An 18750-nucleotide genomic window follows, 5' to 3' on the forward strand; every position below is an offset into this window, starting at 1 on the left:
CAGTGGGCGCCGCGTGCGCGATGATGACCACCAGTGGCGGTCCACCGTGACAGAGTATCCTCATCGGCCGTTCCGGAGCGTCGTCCCGCGCCGCCTCGACATCGAAGCCACGCCCCCGGTCGCCAGCCCAGAAGGAGAGCCCGTGAGCACCCCCGAGCCCCCGCGCGAAACAGCCGCCGAGGTGACGTCCCCGGGAGCGGACTCCACATGGTTCGTCGTCCCGTTGTTCAACGAAGGCCAGGTCGTGGGCGATGTCATCCGTGACCTGCGTACGCGCTACCCCCTCGTGGTCGCCGTCGACGACGGCAGCCAGGACGACTCCGCCGCGATCGCCGCGGAGGCCGGTGCCGCTGTGGTGCGCCACCCCTTCAACATGGGTCAGGGCGCCGCGCTGAAGACCGGCATCGACTATGCGCTGCGCGATCCGGGCATGCGCCAGATCGTGACGTTCGACTCGGACGGACAGCATCAGGTCGACGATGCAGCCTCGATGATCGCGCTGCGGGATACCGAGGAGGTGGACATCGTCCTGGGGTCCCGCTTCCTCGATTCCCGCACCAAGCCGGGCCTGCTCAAGCGCATGGTGCTGCGGGGTGCGGTCTGGTACACCAACATCACCACCGGGGTGAAGCTGACCGACGCGCACAACGGGCTGCGCGTGATCGGTCGTGAGGCCTGCGAGAAGATCGCGATCGAGCAGAACCGCATGGCCCATGCCTCCGAGATCGTCGAGGAGATCGGCCGGCATCACTTCTCGGTGCGGGAGCATCCGGTGCACATCCTCTACACCGACTACTCGCGGTCCAAGGGACAGTCGATGCTCAACTCCGTGAACATCGTCATCGACATGCTGTTCCGCTGAACCGAGCCCTTTTTCGAAGCTCGGAGTGCTCAGAGCAGAGCGCCCGAGCGTGCCCGGCGCCTGTGCAGGTGCATCGCAGAGCTCACGGCACTGCTCTGCCGGCCACCGTGTCGAGGCGCTCCGCGAGCCGGTCGTGGCCCCCGTGGCGCGCCCAGGCTGCGGCAGGGGCCCGATGGCTCGCATCGAGGATGCCTGGATCCGCGCCGAGCTCGAGGAGCAGCTCGACGACGGACTCCTCGCCGCGCACCGCGGCCTCGTGCAGCGCCGTCGTCCCCGTCAGGGCGTCGATGTCGGATCCGAGGTCGAGGCACAGACGGACCGCATTCGGACGACCCAGCACCGCGGCGCGCGCGACGAGGTCGCGATGCCGTGTCAGGAGCGTCCGCAGGAGGGCGTCGTCGGCCGCTGCTCGCAGTGCAGCATCACGGTCCCCGGACAGGCACGCCCCGACCAGCTGTTCGAGCGGGCCGGCGCCCGAGGTGTCGGCGCCGGCCGCTGCCAGCAGTTCGACAGCGGCGGCGTTCCCGTGGAGCACCGCTCCCTCATAGGGGGTCCGGCCGTGATGGAGAGGATGGGTGCTGCCGCGGTCAGGATCCACGCCGTGCTCCAGCAGCAGCGTGAGCCGGCGGGGAAGGCCCTTCTCCGCCGCGTGCTGCAGTGCGTCCGCGACGATCTGAGTCGGCGCAGGATGCCGAGGAGCGAGCAGTCGGTGCCACGGTCCGCCATCGCCCCGGCCGAGCCCGGCGGCGAGCAGGAGTTCGAGGAACTCCGTGTCGTCACGCACCAACCTGTCGCCCGCGCCGCGGTTGTAGATGGTCTGGTTGTCGTTCGGCTCGGCACCGGCCCCCAGCAGCAGCCGGGCCAGGGGGAGCTCGTCGGGATGCGGTGGTGCGGCCTGCTCACCCCCTCCGAACGCTCCGGTCAGCGCGGTGAACGGCGAGGTCATGCCGTCCCAGAGGAACCCTGCGTTCGGGTCGGCGCCATGGGTGATCAGCAGGCGGGCGACGGCGAGGTGGCCCGCGCCGTCGGCTCCGGGTGCCGAGATGCAGGTCCGTGAGTAGGCGAGGTAGAGCAGGGGCGGCCAGCGGAAGGGCCCGTCCTCGCGGGAGACCGCACCGGGATCGACCGCGAGGATCGCACGCGCCGCGGCGAGGTCGCCGAACGCGGCGGCCGTGCACAGGCTCGCGCCTGCCAGGGCGGGATCCGCCGCGAGGCGCCGGGCCGCTTCCTCGCGGTCGCTGCGGCGATCGGTGCCGTAGTCGAGGCAGGCCAGTCGCAGCAGCTCGTCGGTACCGGTGCACGCCGCCGCGAGATGGGGGCGGCGGGTGAGACGGTGCACCTGGTCCACGTGCCGACGCAGGGCGGGCCAGGAGCGGAAGCCATAGGAGCGGGCCACGGTCAGCTGCGCGTCGGCCAGCCGGAATCCGGTACCCCCGGGTTCGTCCTCGGGCGCGATGCGCGGAGCGGGATGGTGCTCGTGCACAGTCGTGATCGCCTCGGGGTCGGCGTCACGGACACGATCGCGCAGGGACTTCGCCTCACGCCGCAGGGGTGTGAGATCGGGGTGGTCGGGCAGGTGCTGCTGGGGCATGGTGGCCTCCGCTCCGAGCCCGATGTCCGCTGGATCGGGCAGGAGGGGAGACGGACGTCCTCGTGCACGACACCAGAGGGGCTGAGCCCTTCCCGCGGACAGGTGGCGTCACTGGATCGCCGTGACGCATCCTACGTCGGGGACCGCCGGGAGAACAGCGTCCCGGGGCGGGAGCCCGAGGATCGACCGTCTCAGCCCGACTCTGCCGGAGTGGCCTCGGCGGACCCGTCGGCGACGGAGTCGAAGAAGGTGGCGATGTCCTCGTCGTCGGTGAGGATCGCGACGCCGGAGTTGTTGGTCTGGAACTCGGGATCCTCGATCGGCATCGTCAAGGTGCCCGCGCTCATCGCGCTGCGCGCCGTCAGGGCCATGCGAGCCACCGTGAAGATCCCGGTGCCCTCGCTGGTGACCAGCGAGTCGGAGCCGGCGCCGGCCAGCTTCACCTGGCTGAGCGGGTTCAGCAGCACAGCAGGCGAGGCGACGCGGTCCATGAGTGCTCCGACGAACTGCTGCTGGCGCTGCTGGCGCCCGATATCGGCAGTGGGATCGAAGGAGCGGGCGCGCACGAACGCGAGGGCCTGTTCGCCGCCGACGTCGTGGCAGCCCTCCGTCATGGACAGGCCGGACTTCTCGTCCTCGACGTCCTGGTCGATGCACAGGTTCACGTGGTCCACGGCATCGACCATGCCGGAGACGCCGTCGAAGCCGATCTCGACATAGTGGTCGACGGCCAGCCCGGTGAACTCCTCGACGGTCTCGACCAGGAGTGGGGCACCGCCGAAGGCATAGGCGGCATTGAGCTTGTACCCGCCGTGCCCGGGGATGTCGACCAGGGTGTCGCGAGGCAGTGAGACCAGGTAGCTGTTCCCACCCGGTGCTTTGTGCAGGAGCATGATCGTGTCGGTGCGGGCTCCCTCGGTGCCGTCATCGTTGACGGCCTCGCCGCCGCGGCGGTCGGAACCCGCGATCAGGTACGTGGTGCCCTCCGTGTTCTGGGCGTCTGTCAGGGCATCGACATGCTCGATGCGGCTGTCGGCCCACAGGACCAGTCCGGCGCCCCAGCCCACCACGATCACCAGGACCAGGACCAGGAGGGTGGCGCCCAGGCGCAGCGGCCGGGGGACCCGCGAGCGGCGTCGCGGACTGCGCGGAGGCCCCGGGGGAGGGCCGACGGGGGGATGCTCCACACCGGAGCCTCCCCGGGACGGGCCATCGCCCGGATACCCGTCGGCCGGGTGTCCGCTGCTCACGTACGGTGGCGCGTCCTCACCGACGGGGAACTGCCGGGTCGGTGTGGGGTCTGCCTCGGAGGCCCGCTCCGTGGCACGCGGTCGTGGAGATCGGGGTACCGGGCGGGCGCTGCCCCCCGCGCGAGCCCTGTGGCCCGCAGGACGGCGCGGCCCTCCAGGTCGCGGAGAGCGCGGTGGCTGCTGGTCGCTCACAGCTGTCTCCTTCCCTGCCGGGGTCTGTCGGTGTGTACGGCGCTCGACAGAGTAGCTGTCCTGGGAGGGACCAGGGGAGTGCGGCACGGCGGAATGTCCGGCATGCAGAGAACCTCCCGGGAACCTTCACACCTCGGGCATCGACCGGTGCACTCACCCTCCTGTGCGCTCCGTACACTGGTGACCGCGCCGCCGAGGCGGCCACGACCACCAGCAGGAGGCGCCGTGACCCATTCCGCACCCGCAGGCGGCCAGACGCCGCAGCCCCAGACCGCCCACCCCGATACGAGGTCGGCGCGAGTCGTCGCCGTGGTCGTGACCTACAACCGCGAGCAGCTGCTGCGCGAGTGCCTCGACGGCCTCGCCGCCCAGGAGCGGCTCCCGGACGCCGTGGTGATCATCGACAACGCCTCCAGCGACGGAAGCGGCACCGTCGCCGACGAGCACCCGCTCGCTGCGGACGTCGTCCACCTGCGCCGCAACGTGGGCGGGGCCGGTGGCTTCGCGACCGGCATCGCTCGCGCCCTGGTCCGCCACGACGCCGACTGGGTCTGGGTGATGGACGACGACACCGTTCCGCGACCCGCGGCCCTTGCCGAGCTGCTGGGCGCCCTGGACGCCTCCCCGGTGCGACTGAGCGTGCTCAGTTCTCGAGCGGTGTGGACCGACGGGCGCGACCATCCGATGAACGCACAACGCACCCGCCTCGGCGCGAGCGCCCAGGAGAGGCGGGATGCCGCGCACGCCGGGGGCCGCCCCATCCGCACCGCCAGCTACGTCTCCGCCTTCCTCAACGGTCAGGACGTGCGGCGCCTCGGGCTGCCCAACGCGGACTACTTCATCTGGTCCGACGATTTCGAGCACACCGGTCGATTGCTGCGCCACGGGCGCGGGCTGCAGGTTCCCACCTCAGTGGTCGAGCACCGCACAGCGACCTTCAGCAACGCCCAGACCAGCCCCGGCTCACGTTTCTACTACGACGTGCGCAACCGGCTCTGGGCCCTCCTGCGCACGACCTCGTTCACCCCTGTCGAAAAGGTGCTGTACGGCGGACGCACTGCGCTCGGGTGGGCCGGTCAGCTGCTGCGCCATCGGGGCGACCTCATCGGGGTGGGCCTGAGAGGCCTGGCGTCCGCGCTGCGACGAGGGCCTCGCCCGTCGGCCCTGGTGCTGCAGGGCGAGGCCGAGGCCGCGGCGGACGTCCGCGCGATCGAGCGGGCGGCGGGACGGTGAGCGCCGGGCACCAGGTGCAGGTGTCGGCACGCGGCACGCCACCGTTCGCGGTGCTCATGCCCGTGTGGGGTCGAGACCGGTCGGACCGGGTCGAGCTCGCCCTCGCCTCCGCCACCGTCGACCAGCAGCTGCCCCCCGACCTGGTGATCCTCACCGTCGATGGCCCGCTGCCGGCCGCTCTGGAGACCCTCGTCGCGCGAGTCGTCGACGGGGAGTTCGGCCCGGCACAGGTGCTGCGCCACGAGACCCACCGGGGTGTTGCCGCGGCGCTGCAGGATGGCCTGGAGGTCTCGCCCCTGGACCTGGTCGCGCGCGCCGATGCCGACGACATCTGCCGTCCCGAGCGCTTCGCCCTGCAGATCCCCCGTATGGACGGCGACGCCGACGGTGCGGACCCGGTGGATCTCCTCGGCGGCGCGATGCGCGAGTTCAGCGATCGGCTCGAGCCGGGCCACGGGCCGTTGCGCGCCCGACCCACGACCCATGACGAGATCGTGGAGTACATGCCTCACCACAGCCCCTTCCACCATCCGACCGTGGTGATGCGACGCTCGGTCGCGCTCGCCGTCGGCGGGTACCGCGAACTTCCGCTGCTGGAGGACTACTGGCTGTGGGAGCGGATGATGCTCGGTGGTGCCCGGTTGGGGAATCTCCCGGAGGTCGTCGTCGACTACCGCGTCGATGACGACCTGTTCGCGCGGCGCGGAGGCTGGCGCCTCTACGCGAGCGACGTGCGCCTGCAGCGGCACATGGTCCGGGACCGGGTCACCAGCCCGGCGCTGTTCCTGCGCAACCTCACCCTGAGGGGCGCGTATCGCTTCGCCCCGGGATGGGTGCGGCGCCTGGGATACCGCACCTTCATCGAGAAGACGGCATGACCACCGCCACACCTGTCGGCGCGCCGGGTCCCGGTGCTCGGGTGCGCCCCGCCCTCGGTTACTGTGATCTGGTCTCCGGCGGACCCTCCGCATGCTTCGAAAGGACCTCCTGTGTCGACTCCTGACCTCCTGATCGTGGGCTCCGGCCTGTTCGGGCTGACGATCGCCGAGCGCGCCGTCGCCGAGCACGGCGCGAAGGTGACCATCATCGATCGGCGTCCGCACCTCGGCGGCAATGCCTATTCCGAGGCCGATCCGCAGACCGGCATCGAGGTCCACAAGTACGGGGCCCACCTGTTCCACACCTCGAACCAGCGGGTCTGGGACTACGTGAACAGGTTCACCAGCTTCACCGGTTACCAGCACAAGGTGTATACGAACCATCAGGGCATCGTGTACCCGATGCCGATCAACCTCGGCACCGTCAACCAGTTCTTCGGTGCCGCCTACACCCCCGACGAGGCCCGGGCGCTGATCACGGAGCAGGCCGGCGAGCTCGCGGGCACCGATCCCGAGAACCTCGATGAGAAGGGCATCTCCCTGATCGGGCGCCCGCTCTACGAGGCATTCATCAAGAACTACACCGGCAAGCAGTGGCAGACGGACCCCAAGGATCTGCCCGCCTCGATCATCTCCCGTCTGCCCGTGCGCTACACGTACAACAATCGGTACTTCAACGACGACTACGAGGGGCTGCCCACGCAGGGCTACACCGCGTGGCTCGAGCGGATGGCGGACCATCCCAACATCGACGTGCAGCTGAGCACCGACTACTTCGACGAGACGCAGCCGCTGAACAAGAACGCCACCCGCGGCAACCTCCCCGTCGTCTACACCGGTCCTGTCGACCGGTACTTCGACTACGAGAACGGCAGCCTCGGCTGGCGCACCATCGATCTGGAGACGGAGCACCTCGAGGTGGGCGATTTCCAGGGCACCTCGGTGATGAACTACGCCGATGCCGAGGTCCCCTACACCCGGATCATCGAGCCGCGACACTTCCACCCGGAGCGCGACTACCCGACGGACGCCACCGTGATCCAGCGCGAGTTCTCCCGCTTCGCCGAGACCGGCGACGAGCCCTACTACCCGATCAATTCCGGCGGCGACCGCGAGACCCTGCGCGCTTACCGCGAGCTGGCCGACGCCGAGCCCCGCACCCTGTTCGGCGGACGACTGGGCACGTACCAGTACCTCGACATGCACATGGCCATCGGCTCCGCCCTGTCCATGGCCGACAACAAGCTGCCCGACCTGCTGCGGGCGTGACCCGACAGCCCCGCCGCGCACCGAGCGGGGCATCCGACGAGCGCCCATGAGGAGCACCATGAACGCCACCCCCGCCCCGACCGCGACCGCCGAACCTCGCGGCGACGAGACCCCCGAGCTCGCCCCGCAGCGACTGCTGCAACGACTGATCCTGCCGTACGAGGCGTCCCCGGACATCGTGCCGCTGTACATCGAGGCCGAGGATGCCCGCTCCGGCGCCACCGGCGGAGCCTTCGGACTGGGCGGAGCGTCCGATCGCGCTGCCCAGGAGCCTGCCGCGCCGTCCTCGCGCGGGGGCGGGGCCGCTCAGGCGGGCGCGCTCAGCCAGGTGGACATCAGCGAGATCAACGACCGCTACGCCGTGCGTATCCCCGCGCACTCGATGCGCTCCTTCGGGACCTACTTCAACGCCTTCCCCGCCAGCTACTGGCGGCGCTGGACCCCGGTGCGCAAGATCCGTCTGACGATCCGGACCGCAGGGTCCGGGCACCTCATCATCATGCGCTCCACCGCCCGGGGGACCCTGCAGCGACAGGTGTCACGGAACGTCGGCGGCGGCCCGACCGAGCAGGTCTTCGACCTGCCGCTGAATGCCTTCGGCGACGGCGGCTGGTACTGGTTCGACGCGTATGCGGGCGATGACGACCTCACGATCCTGGGCGCCCAGTGGACGGCCGACGCCGATCTCGCCCGCACCGAGGGCACGTTCTCCATCGGCATGACCACCATGAACAAGGTCCCGTACTGCCTGGACAACATCCGGACCGTCGCCCAGGACCCGGATCTGCGCGAGCTGCTGGACGTCATGTACGTCGTCGATCAGGGCACGGACCGCCTGCGTGACCACGCCGAGGATCTGGCGCCGCTGCAGGAATCGCTCGGCGACCAGCTGCAGATCATCGAACAGGGCAACATCGGCGGCTCCGGGGGCTTCTCCCGCGGCATGTACGAGGCCGCCACCGGTGGCACGTCGACCTACGTGGTCAACTGCGACGACGACATCGTCCTGGAGCCGGAGTCACTGATCCGGATGACGACCTTCGCGGACTTCGCCACCAAGCCCACCATCGTCGGCGCCCACATGTTCGACCTCAACAACCGCTCGGTGCTGCACACCTTCGGCGAGGTCGTCGATCCGTGGCGCATCCAGCCCGCCCTGGCCAACCCGGGCGCCGAGATGGGTCACGACTTCGCGCTCGACCCGCTGCGCTCGACCCCGTGGCTGCACCGGCGCGCGGACGTCGACTACAACGGCTGGTGGAGCTGCCTCATCCCGACCGAGGCGGTCCGCCAGATCGGTCTGAGCCTGCCGGTGTTCATCAAGTGGGATGACGCCGAGTACGGCCTGCGCGCGAAGAAGGCCGGGTTCCCGACGGTCTCGCTGCCCGGCGCCGGCGTGTGGCACATGAGCTGGGTGGACAAGGACGACCTGGTGGGATGGCAGGCCTACTTCCACGAACGCAACCGGATCATCACCGCGCTGCTGCACTCGCCGTACGCGAGGGGTGGCCGGGTGATCAAGGAATCTCAGTTCATGGATGTCAAGCACCTGATCTCCATGCAGTACTACACCGAGGCGGGTCGGCTCATGGCGCAGCGCGACGTGCTCGATGGGCCCGAGATGCTCCACCCGTCGATCGGGACGAAGCTGCCGGAGATCCGGGCGATGGCGTCGGACTTCGACGACGCCGCAGCGAAGAAGGATCCCGATCTCTACCCGTCGATCCATGTCGACAAGCCGCCGCGCAAGGGCAAGCCGTTCACCGAGCCGCGTCGCCTGATGCTGCCGGTGTGGACCGTGAAGACGCTCGCCAAGCAGCTGGTGAAGGCGCCGAAGCCGCGGGCGGACGAGAACCCGCAGGCCGCGATCGCCCACCTCGATGCGAAGTGGTGGCGACTGTCCGCCTACGACAGCGCCCTGGTCTCCAACGCGGAGGGCACCCAGGTGTCCTGGTACAAGCGAGATCCGCGCCAGGTGCGCGACATGCTCGCCGATGCGGTCGGTGCTCACCTCGACCTCCACCGTCGTTGGCCCGATCTGCAGCGCTCCTACCAAGGTGCCGCGCAGCAGATCACCTCGTTCGAGGCGTGGGAGAAGACCTTCGCCGAGAACCCGGCCCCGGTGCGCGACCGGGACGTGGTCGACGGTGCAGCTGATGCCTCTGCGACCGGAGGCTCCCCGGCGTGACCGGGAACGGTGACGCGGCTCGCCCCACTCTTCCCGGCGTCCCGTCCTCCGCCGAGCAGGCGGAGGGGTGGCGGGCGCCCGGACAGGACGCCGGCTGGCTGAACCCGGTCCGGGAACGGTTCCTGCTGCGGCTGCTGGTGCGCAAGGAGCTGCGGGTGCGCTACCGCGGCAGCATGCTGGGCATGCTGTGGAGCTACGTGAAGCCCGCAGTGCAGTTCATCGTCTTCTACATCGCGCTCGGGTTGTTCCTGCAGCTGTCCAAGGGGACCCCCGGCTACGCCGTCTACCTGTTCAGCGGCATCGTGGTGATCAACCTCTTCGGCGAGGTCTTCGGCAACGCCACCCGGTCCATCACGGGCAACGGGGCGCTGGTGGCGAAGATCTACATGCCCAGCCAGCTGTTCCCGTGGTCCAGCATGATCGTGGCGCTCGTGCACTTCCTGCCGCAGCTGGTGGTGCTGGTCGTGGGGGCGCTGCTGTCCGGATGGATCCCCTCGCCGACCTCCCTGGTCGCCTTCGGGCTCGGGATGGTGATCCTGCTGGTGTTCACCATGGGGCTGGGTATGCTCGCCGCCGCGCTGAACGCCGCGTTCCGGGACGTCGAGAACTTCGTGGACCTCATCGTCATGGTCGCGACCTGGCTCTCCCCGGTGCTCTACCGCATCTCCATGGTGCAGGAGGCGATCGGCGGCACGATCTGGTGGTGGCTCTACCAGCTCAATCCCCTGACGATCGTGGTGGAGCTCTTCCACGTCGCCTTCTGGCGGTACTCGGGTCCCGTGGTGGAGAAGCTTCCGATGGATCCGACCCTGGCCACCCCGGGGGAGCCCTTCGGCCTGTGGTGGGCGGGACTGCTCATCGCCATGGCGACGTTCGTGGTCGGCACCATCGTGTTCGAGCGCTCCAAGCGGCGCTTCGCCCAGGAACTGTGAGGGGAGCAGACTCATGAGCCCGAATATCCAGGACGTTCCCGAGTCCGCGGCGGTCCCTACCGACCGCGAGATGGTGCGCATCCAGCACATCAGCAAGGAGTTCTCCCTGCGCCACGATCACTCGCTCAAGGAGCTGGTGTTCTCCGCGCTGCAGAAGAAGAAGCTGGCCGACACCTTCCTGGCCCTGGACGACGTGGACCTCACCGTGCACGCCGGGGAGACCGTGGGTCTGATCGGCTTCAACGGCTCCGGAAAATCCACCCTGTTGAAGACGATCTCCGGGGTGCTGTTCCCCGATGTGGGCCGGGTGATGCTGCGCGGCCGGGTGGCGGGACTGATCGAGGTCGGCGCGGGGTTCCACCCCGACCTCTCCGGCCGCGAGAACGTCTACCTCAACGGCGCGATCCTCGGGATGGATCGCGAGCAGATCGACGCGAAGTTCGACGAGATCGTCGCCTTCAGCGAGATCGAGGAGTTCATCGACACCGACGTGAAGTACTACAGCTCGGGCATGTTCCTGCGGCTGGCGTTCTCGGTCGCCGTGCACACCGAGCCCGACATCTTCCTGGTCGACGAGATCCTCTCCGTCGGCGACGAGCCCTTCCAGCGCAAGTGCCTCCAGCGCATCCGCGAGCTCCAGCAGGCCGGCCGCACCATGGTCGTGGTCTCCCACGAGCTGGAGATGCTCCAGAAGCTGTGCACCCGCATCGTCGTGATGCGTGCGGGGAAGGTCATCTTCGACGGCGATCCCACGAAGGCCGTCGCGACTCTGCGCGCCAGCTGATCGAGGCCAGGCCAGGCCAGGCCAGGCCGGACCTGGTCAGGCCGGGCCGGACCTGGTCAGGCCGGGCCGGTCACGGCTTCGTCGTGCGCCTGCCGCTCGCTCACGCCGGCGGAAGGGCCGACGAACCCTCCGCCGGCCAGGAGCGCGGCGAGCACGGCGGGGATCGAGGCCAAGCCATCGCCGCCGACGAGGAGCCGCGGCGCGATGACGTTCCCGGACGCGGATACGGTGTCGTGCGCAGCGAGGGAGGATTCGGGCAGCGACGGTGCTGGCCCTCCCCACGCGGGCAGCACGACGCCGAGCTGATCCGGGCTCGCGCGGACCTCGGCGACCCAGTCGTGCACGAGGGCAGGGAGCTGCCCATCGAAACGGGGGGCGAGCGAGACGGGCTGCACGGCCAGCACCTCGTCCGCGCTGCGGGCGAGCGCGGAATCCGGCCGATCGGTGGCCACCAGGCGCGGAGCGGTCGGGACCGTGGTGCCGGTCTCCCGGCCACCGGTCTCGTCCTCGTTCTCGCCCAGGAGGGTGACGTGCGCGCCGAGGGACCAGGCGGCCAGGGCCAGCACCAGTCGCTTCCAATGCGGCGGAAGATCCAGGACCACGGCGTCGCCGGGCTCAAGGGCGATCTCGTCGTGGAGGTGACCGATCGTCTTGATCACCCAGTTCGCGAGCACATGACCGGACAGCTCGATCCGGGCGGCCTCCCCGTACCAGGCGAGGGCCGGGTTCGGGCCGCTGCGGGCGAGGGCCGTGAGCAGGCGGGTGCTGAGGTCTGCGGTCATCGGGGGTCCTCCTGGGACTCGGGGTGAGCGATCTCGACGCTCAGGGGTGGCAGCGGTTCGCCGAGGCCCTCGGCTCCGAGCGCGGTGCGAAGCCGTTCGGCCAGCTCCCCGGCCGCGATCCAGTCCGCGGGTTCGGTGCCGGCCGGGGTGACCACGATGCGCGCGGCCTCGGAGGCGGTCTTCTCCGGAGGCATCGCCGGCAGGGGACCTGCTGCCCCGGTCGACGGTATCCCGTCCGAACGGTCGGGAGGAGAGGGGGCCGGGGTTGGCAGCGGTTCGAGCAGGCGTGCGGTGGCGGCACGGATCGGGTCGCCGGGTCGGGGGAGCGAGGCCACGGCGAGGGCGCGCTGCACGCGCTCGGCGACGGGCTCGAGGGACATGCGCGCGATCGGTTCCTGCTCGGGGGTCAGTCCCAGGGCGACCCAGACCGATTCCAGACTGGGCCGACGGAACCAGTCCTCGCTGCCGGTGCGTGAGAGGTCCCGGGCAGGTACATCCTCGGTGGTCGCCTCGGAGAGGCCGCGCACGAGAGCGGCCGGCACCCCGCTGGACTTGCCCTTGACGAGATCGGAGGCGGCGGCGAGCTCGTCGGCCAGATTGCGCACCGTCACCGTGAGGGGGCGGCCGTCGGCGTCCACGCCGCCGCGCAGATCCTGCAGCGAAGCGACGCCCGATGCTCCGAGCGCGATGTCGCCCACCCCGACCCGCCAGATCCTGGACGAGGTGTCGGTCAGCAGCACGCCGATACGTACGTCGAGGGCGCTGACCAGGCCTTCTCGTAACTGTTGGGCGCAGGCGTCGGGATCTTCCGGCAGCAGCAGAGGGCCGTCGGGGGCATTGGAGGAGTCGGCTCCGGCCGCCGCCATCACCGGGCCGGAGGGGATCTGCAGGATCGAGGTGACCACGTGGGTGTGACGGCGACGAGCGACGGTGCGCACGGCCGATGCCTCGATGGCAGCGTCCCGCTCATGCGGTGAGACGCGCAGACCGAGCGCTTTGGAGACGATCTTGGTGGAGACGCACAGCACGTCTCCGTCACGCGCATCGAGTCCCCGGATCGCGTCGGCGAGCATGGTGGCGAGGTCGTCGCCCTCCCGGATCTCGCCGATTCCCCGCACCGGGAGGATCTGGACCGCGCCCTGTCCCGGCGGCGGGCCAGACGGAGCCGGCGGAGCGGCCGGTGGGCTCGAGGAGGGTGCCGGTGGCGCGGCGTGCGACGCTGGGATCGGTGCGACCTGCGGGTGCTGCGGCGTGGGGCTCACGGGGCCTCCCGGTCTGTGATTCGGGGCGCGCAGGTGGTCCGACGCGCCGGGCCCGCTTGACGGCCCCTAACTACACGGGTGTATTTTAGGCCGGAACAGGCCTTCGGTGGGCACTCAGCAGTGGAAGGAGAGGTGGCGATGGACGACGAACACGTCAAGGATGACGCACGTGCAGAGCTGACCTTGCTCGATTTCGACGGGCAGGATTCTGACGATGCGGAGATGTCATGGCAGGAGCGAGCCCTGTGCGCGCAGACCGACCCTGAGGCGTTCTTCCCGGAGAAGGGTGGATCCACCCGGGAGGCGAAGAAGGTGTGCGTCTCCTGCGAGGTGCGCGCCGAATGCCTCGAGTACGCCCTCGAGAACGATGAACGATTCGGTATCTGGGGCGGGCTGTCCGAGCGCGAGCGTCGCAAGCTCAAGCGCCGGGTGGTCTGACATCCTGCCTCGGTGAGCGAACCTCATGTCACTGCTGTCGTCCTGCTGAGCGGGGCGACGACCGAACGATCCCATCGGGAGACCTTCGCAGGTCTGCTCGAGCAGACCCGCCCCGCAGACCGCGTCGTGGTGGTCGCGCAGTCGGGCCTCGACGACGACGTCCGGGTCCTCCTGGACCAGCAGATCATCGAGGAGGTCCTTGACGACGTCGTGACGACATCGGCCGCTGTCGGTCGTGCCGGGGCGGTGCACGATGCGCTCGAGCTGCTGGATCGATCGACCATCGGCGAGACCGGGGACGAGGCATCGCGCTCCTCCGAGCAGGCAGCGGAGCCCGCTCCCCACAGGCACGAGGACCGCTCCGCTCCGAGCGGGCGCCGGGCCCGGGACGTCGACAGCGTCGCGGTCGAGCGCCGGCGCACCCAGCAGGCGGAGGATCTCGCCCAGGTGCCGCTGCGGCTGCGCCAGGAGCGCTACCGCTCCGGCCGTCGCGTCGGCCTCGCGCCGGGCGCTCAGGAGGAGAGCTGGCTGTGGTTCCTCATCGAGGGGTCCCCGCCCGGGATCACCGCTCTGGAACGCCAGCTCGAGCTCGCCGCGGGCTCTCCCAACACCGGCGCCGTCGGAGCGAAGCGGGTTCGCCCCCTCGACCCACCACCCGGTGCTGACGAGAGCGTCGATGACGAGCTCGTCGAGCAGGCACCGGGAGCCGCGGCGACTGCGGAGAACGCCGACGTGCTGGTCGACGTCGGTCTCACCCTCACCCACGGCGGCCGCATCATCACCGGCGTCGACCCCGGCGAGATCGATCAGGGCCAGGCCGACTGGCGCCAGGATGTCCTGGCCGTGCCCCTGCCGGGGATGCTGATCCGCGAGCAGACCCTGCGCGAGGTGGGTGGTCTGGATCCCGATCTCCCCGCCCCGTGGGCGGAGATCGACCTGTGCCGCAGGGTGTGGCGATCCGGAGAGCGGGTCGCCGTGCAATCGACCGCGCGAACGCTGTTCCCGCATCCCACCCGGCCCCGCCTGGAGCGCCTCCAGGAGCAGCGCACCGGCCAGATCCTCGTCCTGCTCAAGCACCGGTCCCTGCTCATGGCCGTCGCGATGCTCCTGCTGCTGCCGTTGACCACACTGGTGCGGATGATCGGCGCCGTGGCCGCCTCCCAGCCGCGCCGCGCCGCGATGGAGTTCCGCGCGTGGCTCGCTGCTCTGCCCCATGTGCGCAGGGTGCTATCGCGCGGCCGTACCGGCCGCCGCCGAGCCCGGGTGCCCAGCGGGCGCCTGGCCCCGCTCTACCTCCCGCGGGGGGAGGGCGCTCGTCGATGGCTCGAGGACACCTGGATCCGGCTGTTCGCCGATGACGATCGCAATCGTCGTATCCGCCGCACCACCTGGGGTATCGCCGGCACTCACCATGGTGTCGATGACGCCGACTACGGCCGCCATGTGATGTGGACGGTCGTGGTGGGCCTGGCCTCGACCGTGCTGGGCCTGTTCGCCCTGCGTGGTCTGTTCGGCCGCGGTGACCTCACCGGGATCGGGCTGCGCGCGCTCCCCGAGAGCTGGGCCGCCCTGTGGGGATCCGCCTGGTCGACGTGGATCCCGGACGGGCTGGGGGAGCGCGGACCGGGAGATCCCCTGGTGCGTCTGCTGGGGCATGTCCCCAGCGGTGGGTCGAGCCTCGTCGAGATCATCCTGTTCGCCGTCGTGCCCGCGAGCGCACTGACCGCCTGGTGGGCGGCCGGGGCGATCACCCGCGCCATCGGCGGGCGTCTCACGCTCGCGACCATCTGGGCGCTGGCCCCGTCGTTGATCTCGGCCCTGGTGATCGGAGCCTGGCCGCTGCTGCTGGTCCACGCCCTGCTGCCACTGCTCGCCCTCGCCGTGGGCCGCGCGATCGGACTTCCCCACAAGGTGTCCCAGGCGAGCGTTCCCGCGGCCGCCGCGGCAGGGCTCGTCCTGCTGGTCATCGGGGCGGTGCAGCCGGTGCTCGTGCTGCTCACGGCGCTGGCGCTGGCCCTCATCGCGCTCTCGGTCCCGGGTCGTCGCCTGCGTCTTCTGTGGGTGCTGCTGCCCTCGCTCGCCCTGCACATCGCGTACCTGCCGAGCTACGTCGCCCATCCCGAGACCCTGCTGGCCGTCAGCGGTGTGCCGGCGCGGACAGGCACCGCCACCACGACCGATCTGCTCTCGCTGTGGCCGGTCGCGCCCGGGCTGAGCGACCTGCTCGCTCCCCACGTGGGCCAGACCGGTGCTCTGCTGCTGCCGATGCTCCCGGTGGCCCCTGTGGTGCTCGCCGCGCTCGTGGCCCCTCTGCTCGCGGGCAATGCCGGGCGCGCCGGTCGATTCAGCGTGCTGATGGCCGCCGTGAGCCTGATGACGGCGCTGCTCGCGCGAGGCACCGCCCTCGCGGTCGACGGGGACCAACTGACTCCCGCCCCACTGCACGCGCTGCTCAGCGCGACCCTGCTGGCCCTGTCCTTCGGCGCTGCGGCGAGCTTCGATGCCCTTGCCCGGCGGGAGGAGGGCGATGGTCGCGCCCGGCGTGCGGCGACCAGCGTGGTCGGTGCTCTCGTGGCCGCGGTGTGCGTCGTGACCGTCGCCGGATGGACCCTGCTGCTCCCAGGGCAGCTGCGCATCGAGCGGGTCTCCGGGGGCGAGGTCCCGGCGGCCGCGGCGGACCAGGGACGCACCGATGCGCGGTCCCGGGTGCTCGTGCTGGAGCAGCAGGAGGACGGCTCCATCGGGGCGAGCCTGGTCGTCCACGGCGGCGACTCCGTCATCCAGCATGCCTCGATCGCCGATGCCCGCGCCGTGGACACCGTGCGCTCCGGCGCCGCGGTCGACGAGGACCCGGCGGACGTCGCGCTGCGCGAGGCGGTCTCGCGGATGCTGTCCTCCGGTGCGCAGACGAGCACGGATGACGGCGCCGTGGCGGCCACTGCTTCCCTCGCGCTCGCCTATGTCGTCGTCGAGGGGGACCCGGCTCAGCAGATGGACCTGATGGCGACCCTGGACACCTCCTCGACCCTCGAGAAGGTCACCGAGGGCGCCCGGGGCGGCATGTGGCGGGTGATCGATGCGGGGCCGCGCGCCGTTGTCCTCGGAGGGGACGAACCGGTTGCGCTGGCCAGTGACGTCATCGATGCCTCCGGTCACGTTCCCGGGGCCGACGGTGAACGCACCGTCGTCCTCTCCGAGCGCCACGACACCCAGTGGCGGGCGACTCTCGACGGCACCGAGCTCGACCCCGTCGTGATCGACGGCTGGGCCCAGGGCTTCACGGTCCCCGCCGGCGCGAGCGGCGAGATCGACGTCCATCGCGAGCAGCCCGCTCGGCTGGTCTGGCAGATCGCGCTGTATGCGACCGTCGCACTGACCGTGATGATCTCGATCCCCTGGCGTCTGCGCACCCGGGTCGCTGAGGAGATGTATGGCTGACCACGACCACGAAACCCATCCCGTGCCCGAGCAGGATCCGGGCACGGCGACGGTGCCGCGCGACCCGCGCCGCGGACCGGTGCGCCCGCTGCTGGCTCTGGCAGCCGTGATCCCGCTGGCTGCAGCGGTCGGCGCTGTCGCGATGACGCCCGCCCCTGAGCCGACTGCGGTCACGCGCGCCGAGACGGACTCCCAGCCCGGTGCGAGCTCGCAGTCGTGCCCGGGCCCGCTGGAGGTGCCCGAGAAGCTCCTCGAGGAGAACGCGGACGACGAGCTCTCGATCGTCCCGCCCACGGCATCCGTCGATCTGTCCACCGTGGCTCTCGAGCCCGACTCCTCGGTGCTGTTCGGCACGGTGAGCGGCTCCGAGACGCTGCAGCAGGACGATGGCACCGTGCGTGCACCCGTCATCACCACCACGGGGTCGGACGGCAGCACGCTCGAGGACTCCAGCGCTTCCGCTGACCTCGGCGCCGGGGTGCAGCTCCTCCAGGGAATCGAGGATTCCCCCGTGGTGCATGCCGCGACCGCCGAGGGTGGACGACCCGTTGCGGATGCGGTGCAGTCCACGTCCACCACCAGCGGCGACTTCCGGTCACTGGCACTGACCCGCTGTGCGGAACCGACGACGGACGCCTCCTTCCTGGGGGTCTCGACCGCCACCGGCGACAGCTCGGTGCTGGTGCTGCGCAACCCGACCGAGCGCCCGGCGACCGCCTCCGTCCAGGTCTGGACCGAGGACGGCCCGGCTGCGATGGCGGGCCGCAGTCAGGTCGTCGTCGCCCCCGGTGCCGAGGAGCGGCTCCTGCTGGAATCCGTGGCCGATGGGCACGAGGCCGTGGGCGTGCGCGCCTCGGTGCTCGGCGCGCCGCTGTCGATGCATGTGCAGACCACCGAACGCAATGGGCTCACCCCCGGCGGAGCCGAGATCCTGGAGCCGATCCCCTCCGCATCCCCGGAGCAGGTGATGCCCGGGGTCGGCGTCTCGGGTACGGCCCCCACCGTGGTGGTGGCCAATCCCCAGGGCGCCGACACCTCGGTGTCCCTCGAGATCTCCGGGGCGAAGGGGCCGGTCGACGCCGGTTCCCTCGAGAACATCGACGTGCCGGCCGGAGCCGTCGTCCCCGTGCCGCTGGAGTCCCTGCCGGACGGGAACTACTCGATCACCGTCCGTGCGCAGGACCCGGTCCTCGCCGTGACCCGCAGTTCCGCCTCCGGTGCCGACCTGCCGGGCGACACCGTCGGCGCCCCGGTGGACTTCACGCTGGTGTCTGCCGCTCCCGCTCTCGGCACCAGCGGTGTGCTGGCTCTGCCGGCGGAAGGCGCCGCCGGGGATCTGACTCTCTCCGCCACCTCGGACACCGGCGTCACGGTCGTCCCGCTCGCCGCTGACGGCTCTGCCGGGACACCGGTTCCGGTCGAGGTCGCCGAGGGTGTCTCGCTCACGGTCCCCTCGGCGGACCTGGAGATCGACGGCGCGCCGCCCAGCGGTCTCACCGTGGTCCCGGAGGTTCCCGGGGCCGTGCACGGCGGATGGATGCACCGGGAGAGCGACGGCGAGGGGGGCGCCCTCATCTCGTTCCTGCCGGTGCTTTCCGCGGAGCTGACCAGCGATTCCCTGACGATCCGCCTCCAGGACTGATCAACGGGG

At 70.6% G+C, this 18750-nt stretch carries 14 protein-coding genes; 10 read left to right on the forward strand and 4 right to left on the reverse strand.

What is annotated here, in order from left to right; all coding sequences use genetic code 11:
• The first annotated feature begins 142 nt into the window (after nt 1-142).
• Nucleotides 143-862 carry a glycosyltransferase family 2 protein gene (locus INT51_RS10650; protein WP_193105283.1) on the forward strand — a complete coding sequence of 240 codons (720 nt, stop codon included), beginning with the start codon at nt 143-145 and terminating at the stop codon, nt 860-862.
• 82 nt (nt 863-944) lie between these two features.
• Here the strand turns inward: INT51_RS10650 and INT51_RS10655 are convergent, their stop codons facing one another.
• Both INT51_RS10655 and INT51_RS10660 read right to left on the reverse strand, forming a co-directional pair.
• Nucleotides 945-2453 carry an ankyrin repeat domain-containing protein gene (locus tag INT51_RS10655; protein ID WP_193105284.1) on the reverse strand — a complete coding sequence of 503 codons (1509 nt, stop codon included), beginning with the start codon at nt 2451-2453 and terminating at the stop codon, nt 945-947.
• A 191-nt stretch (nt 2454-2644) separates the two neighbouring features.
• Entirely contained in the window at nt 2645-3703 is a 1059-nt protein-coding gene (locus INT51_RS10660) for an LCP family protein (RefSeq protein ID WP_304502155.1), read from the reverse strand.
• Nucleotides 3704-4120: 417 nt separating this feature from the next.
• On the opposite strand from INT51_RS10660, the gene INT51_RS10665 reads away from it, so the two are divergent.
• From INT51_RS10665 to INT51_RS10690, 6 genes are all read left to right on the forward strand, one after another.
• A complete protein-coding gene (locus INT51_RS10665; RefSeq protein WP_193105285.1) occupies nt 4121-5128 on the forward strand; it encodes a glycosyltransferase in 1008 nt (335 codons plus the stop codon).
• Nucleotides 5125-6006 carry a glycosyltransferase gene (locus INT51_RS10670; RefSeq protein ID WP_304502156.1) on the forward strand — a complete coding sequence of 294 codons (882 nt, stop codon included), beginning with the start codon at nt 5125-5127 and terminating at the stop codon, nt 6004-6006. The genes INT51_RS10665 and INT51_RS10670 overlap by 4 nt, the downstream gene beginning before the upstream one ends.
• A 111-nt stretch (nt 6007-6117) precedes the next feature.
• Complete coding sequence (glf, locus tag INT51_RS10675; protein WP_193105286.1) at nt 6118-7275, forward strand: UDP-galactopyranose mutase; 1158 nt, start codon at nt 6118-6120, stop codon at nt 7273-7275.
• 58 nt (nt 7276-7333) lie between these two features.
• Nucleotides 7334-9463: a glycosyltransferase gene (locus INT51_RS10680; protein WP_193105287.1), complete on the forward strand. Its 2130-nt coding sequence runs from the start codon at nt 7334-7336 to the stop codon at nt 9461-9463.
• On the forward strand, nt 9460-10395 hold the full coding sequence (locus INT51_RS10685) for an ABC transporter permease (RefSeq protein ID WP_193105288.1): 936 nt from the start codon (nt 9460-9462) through the stop codon (nt 10393-10395). The genes INT51_RS10680 and INT51_RS10685 overlap by 4 nt, the downstream gene beginning before the upstream one ends.
• A gap of 13 nt (nt 10396-10408) precedes the next feature.
• Nucleotides 10409-11179 (forward strand): ABC transporter ATP-binding protein, encoded by a 771-nt coding sequence (locus tag INT51_RS10690; RefSeq protein WP_193105289.1) that lies wholly within the window; start codon nt 10409-10411, stop codon nt 11177-11179.
• Between the two features lie 56 nt (nt 11180-11235).
• On the opposite strand, the gene INT51_RS10695 is transcribed toward INT51_RS10690, so the two are convergent.
• Both INT51_RS10695 and INT51_RS10700 read right to left on the reverse strand, forming a co-directional pair.
• Nucleotides 11236-11961 (reverse strand): TIGR03089 family protein, encoded by a 726-nt coding sequence (locus tag INT51_RS10695; RefSeq protein WP_193105290.1) that lies wholly within the window; start codon nt 11959-11961, stop codon nt 11236-11238.
• Nucleotides 11958-13223 (reverse strand): coenzyme F420-0:L-glutamate ligase, encoded by a 1266-nt coding sequence (locus INT51_RS10700; RefSeq protein ID WP_304502157.1) that lies wholly within the window; start codon nt 13221-13223, stop codon nt 11958-11960. The genes INT51_RS10695 and INT51_RS10700 overlap by 4 nt, the downstream gene beginning before the upstream one ends.
• Nucleotides 13224-13361: 138 nt before the next feature.
• Between INT51_RS10700 and INT51_RS10705 the strand changes: the two genes are divergently transcribed.
• Genes INT51_RS10705 through INT51_RS10715 form a run of 3 tightly spaced genes read left to right on the forward strand, consistent with a single transcriptional unit; the run spans nt 13362 to nt 18741 of the window.
• Entirely contained in the window at nt 13362-13661 is a 300-nt protein-coding gene (locus tag INT51_RS10705) for a WhiB family transcriptional regulator (RefSeq protein ID WP_304502158.1), read from the forward strand.
• A 12-nt stretch (nt 13662-13673) separates the two neighbouring features.
• Nucleotides 13674-17099 carry a hypothetical protein gene (locus tag INT51_RS10710; RefSeq protein WP_193105291.1) on the forward strand — a complete coding sequence of 1142 codons (3426 nt, stop codon included), beginning with the start codon at nt 13674-13676 and terminating at the stop codon, nt 17097-17099.
• Nucleotides 17092-18741, forward strand: coding sequence for a DUF5719 family protein (locus INT51_RS10715; protein ID WP_226832227.1), 1650 nt, complete (start codon nt 17092-17094; stop codon nt 18739-18741). Before INT51_RS10710 ends, INT51_RS10715 begins: the two co-directional genes overlap by 8 nt.
• The last annotated feature ends 9 nt before the right edge of the window (nt 18742-18750 follow it).

The sequence above is a fragment of the Brachybacterium sp. FME24 genome, assembly GCF_014897705.1.
In the GTDB taxonomy this organism is placed as follows: Bacteria; Actinomycetota; Actinomycetes; order Actinomycetales; family Dermabacteraceae; genus Brachybacterium.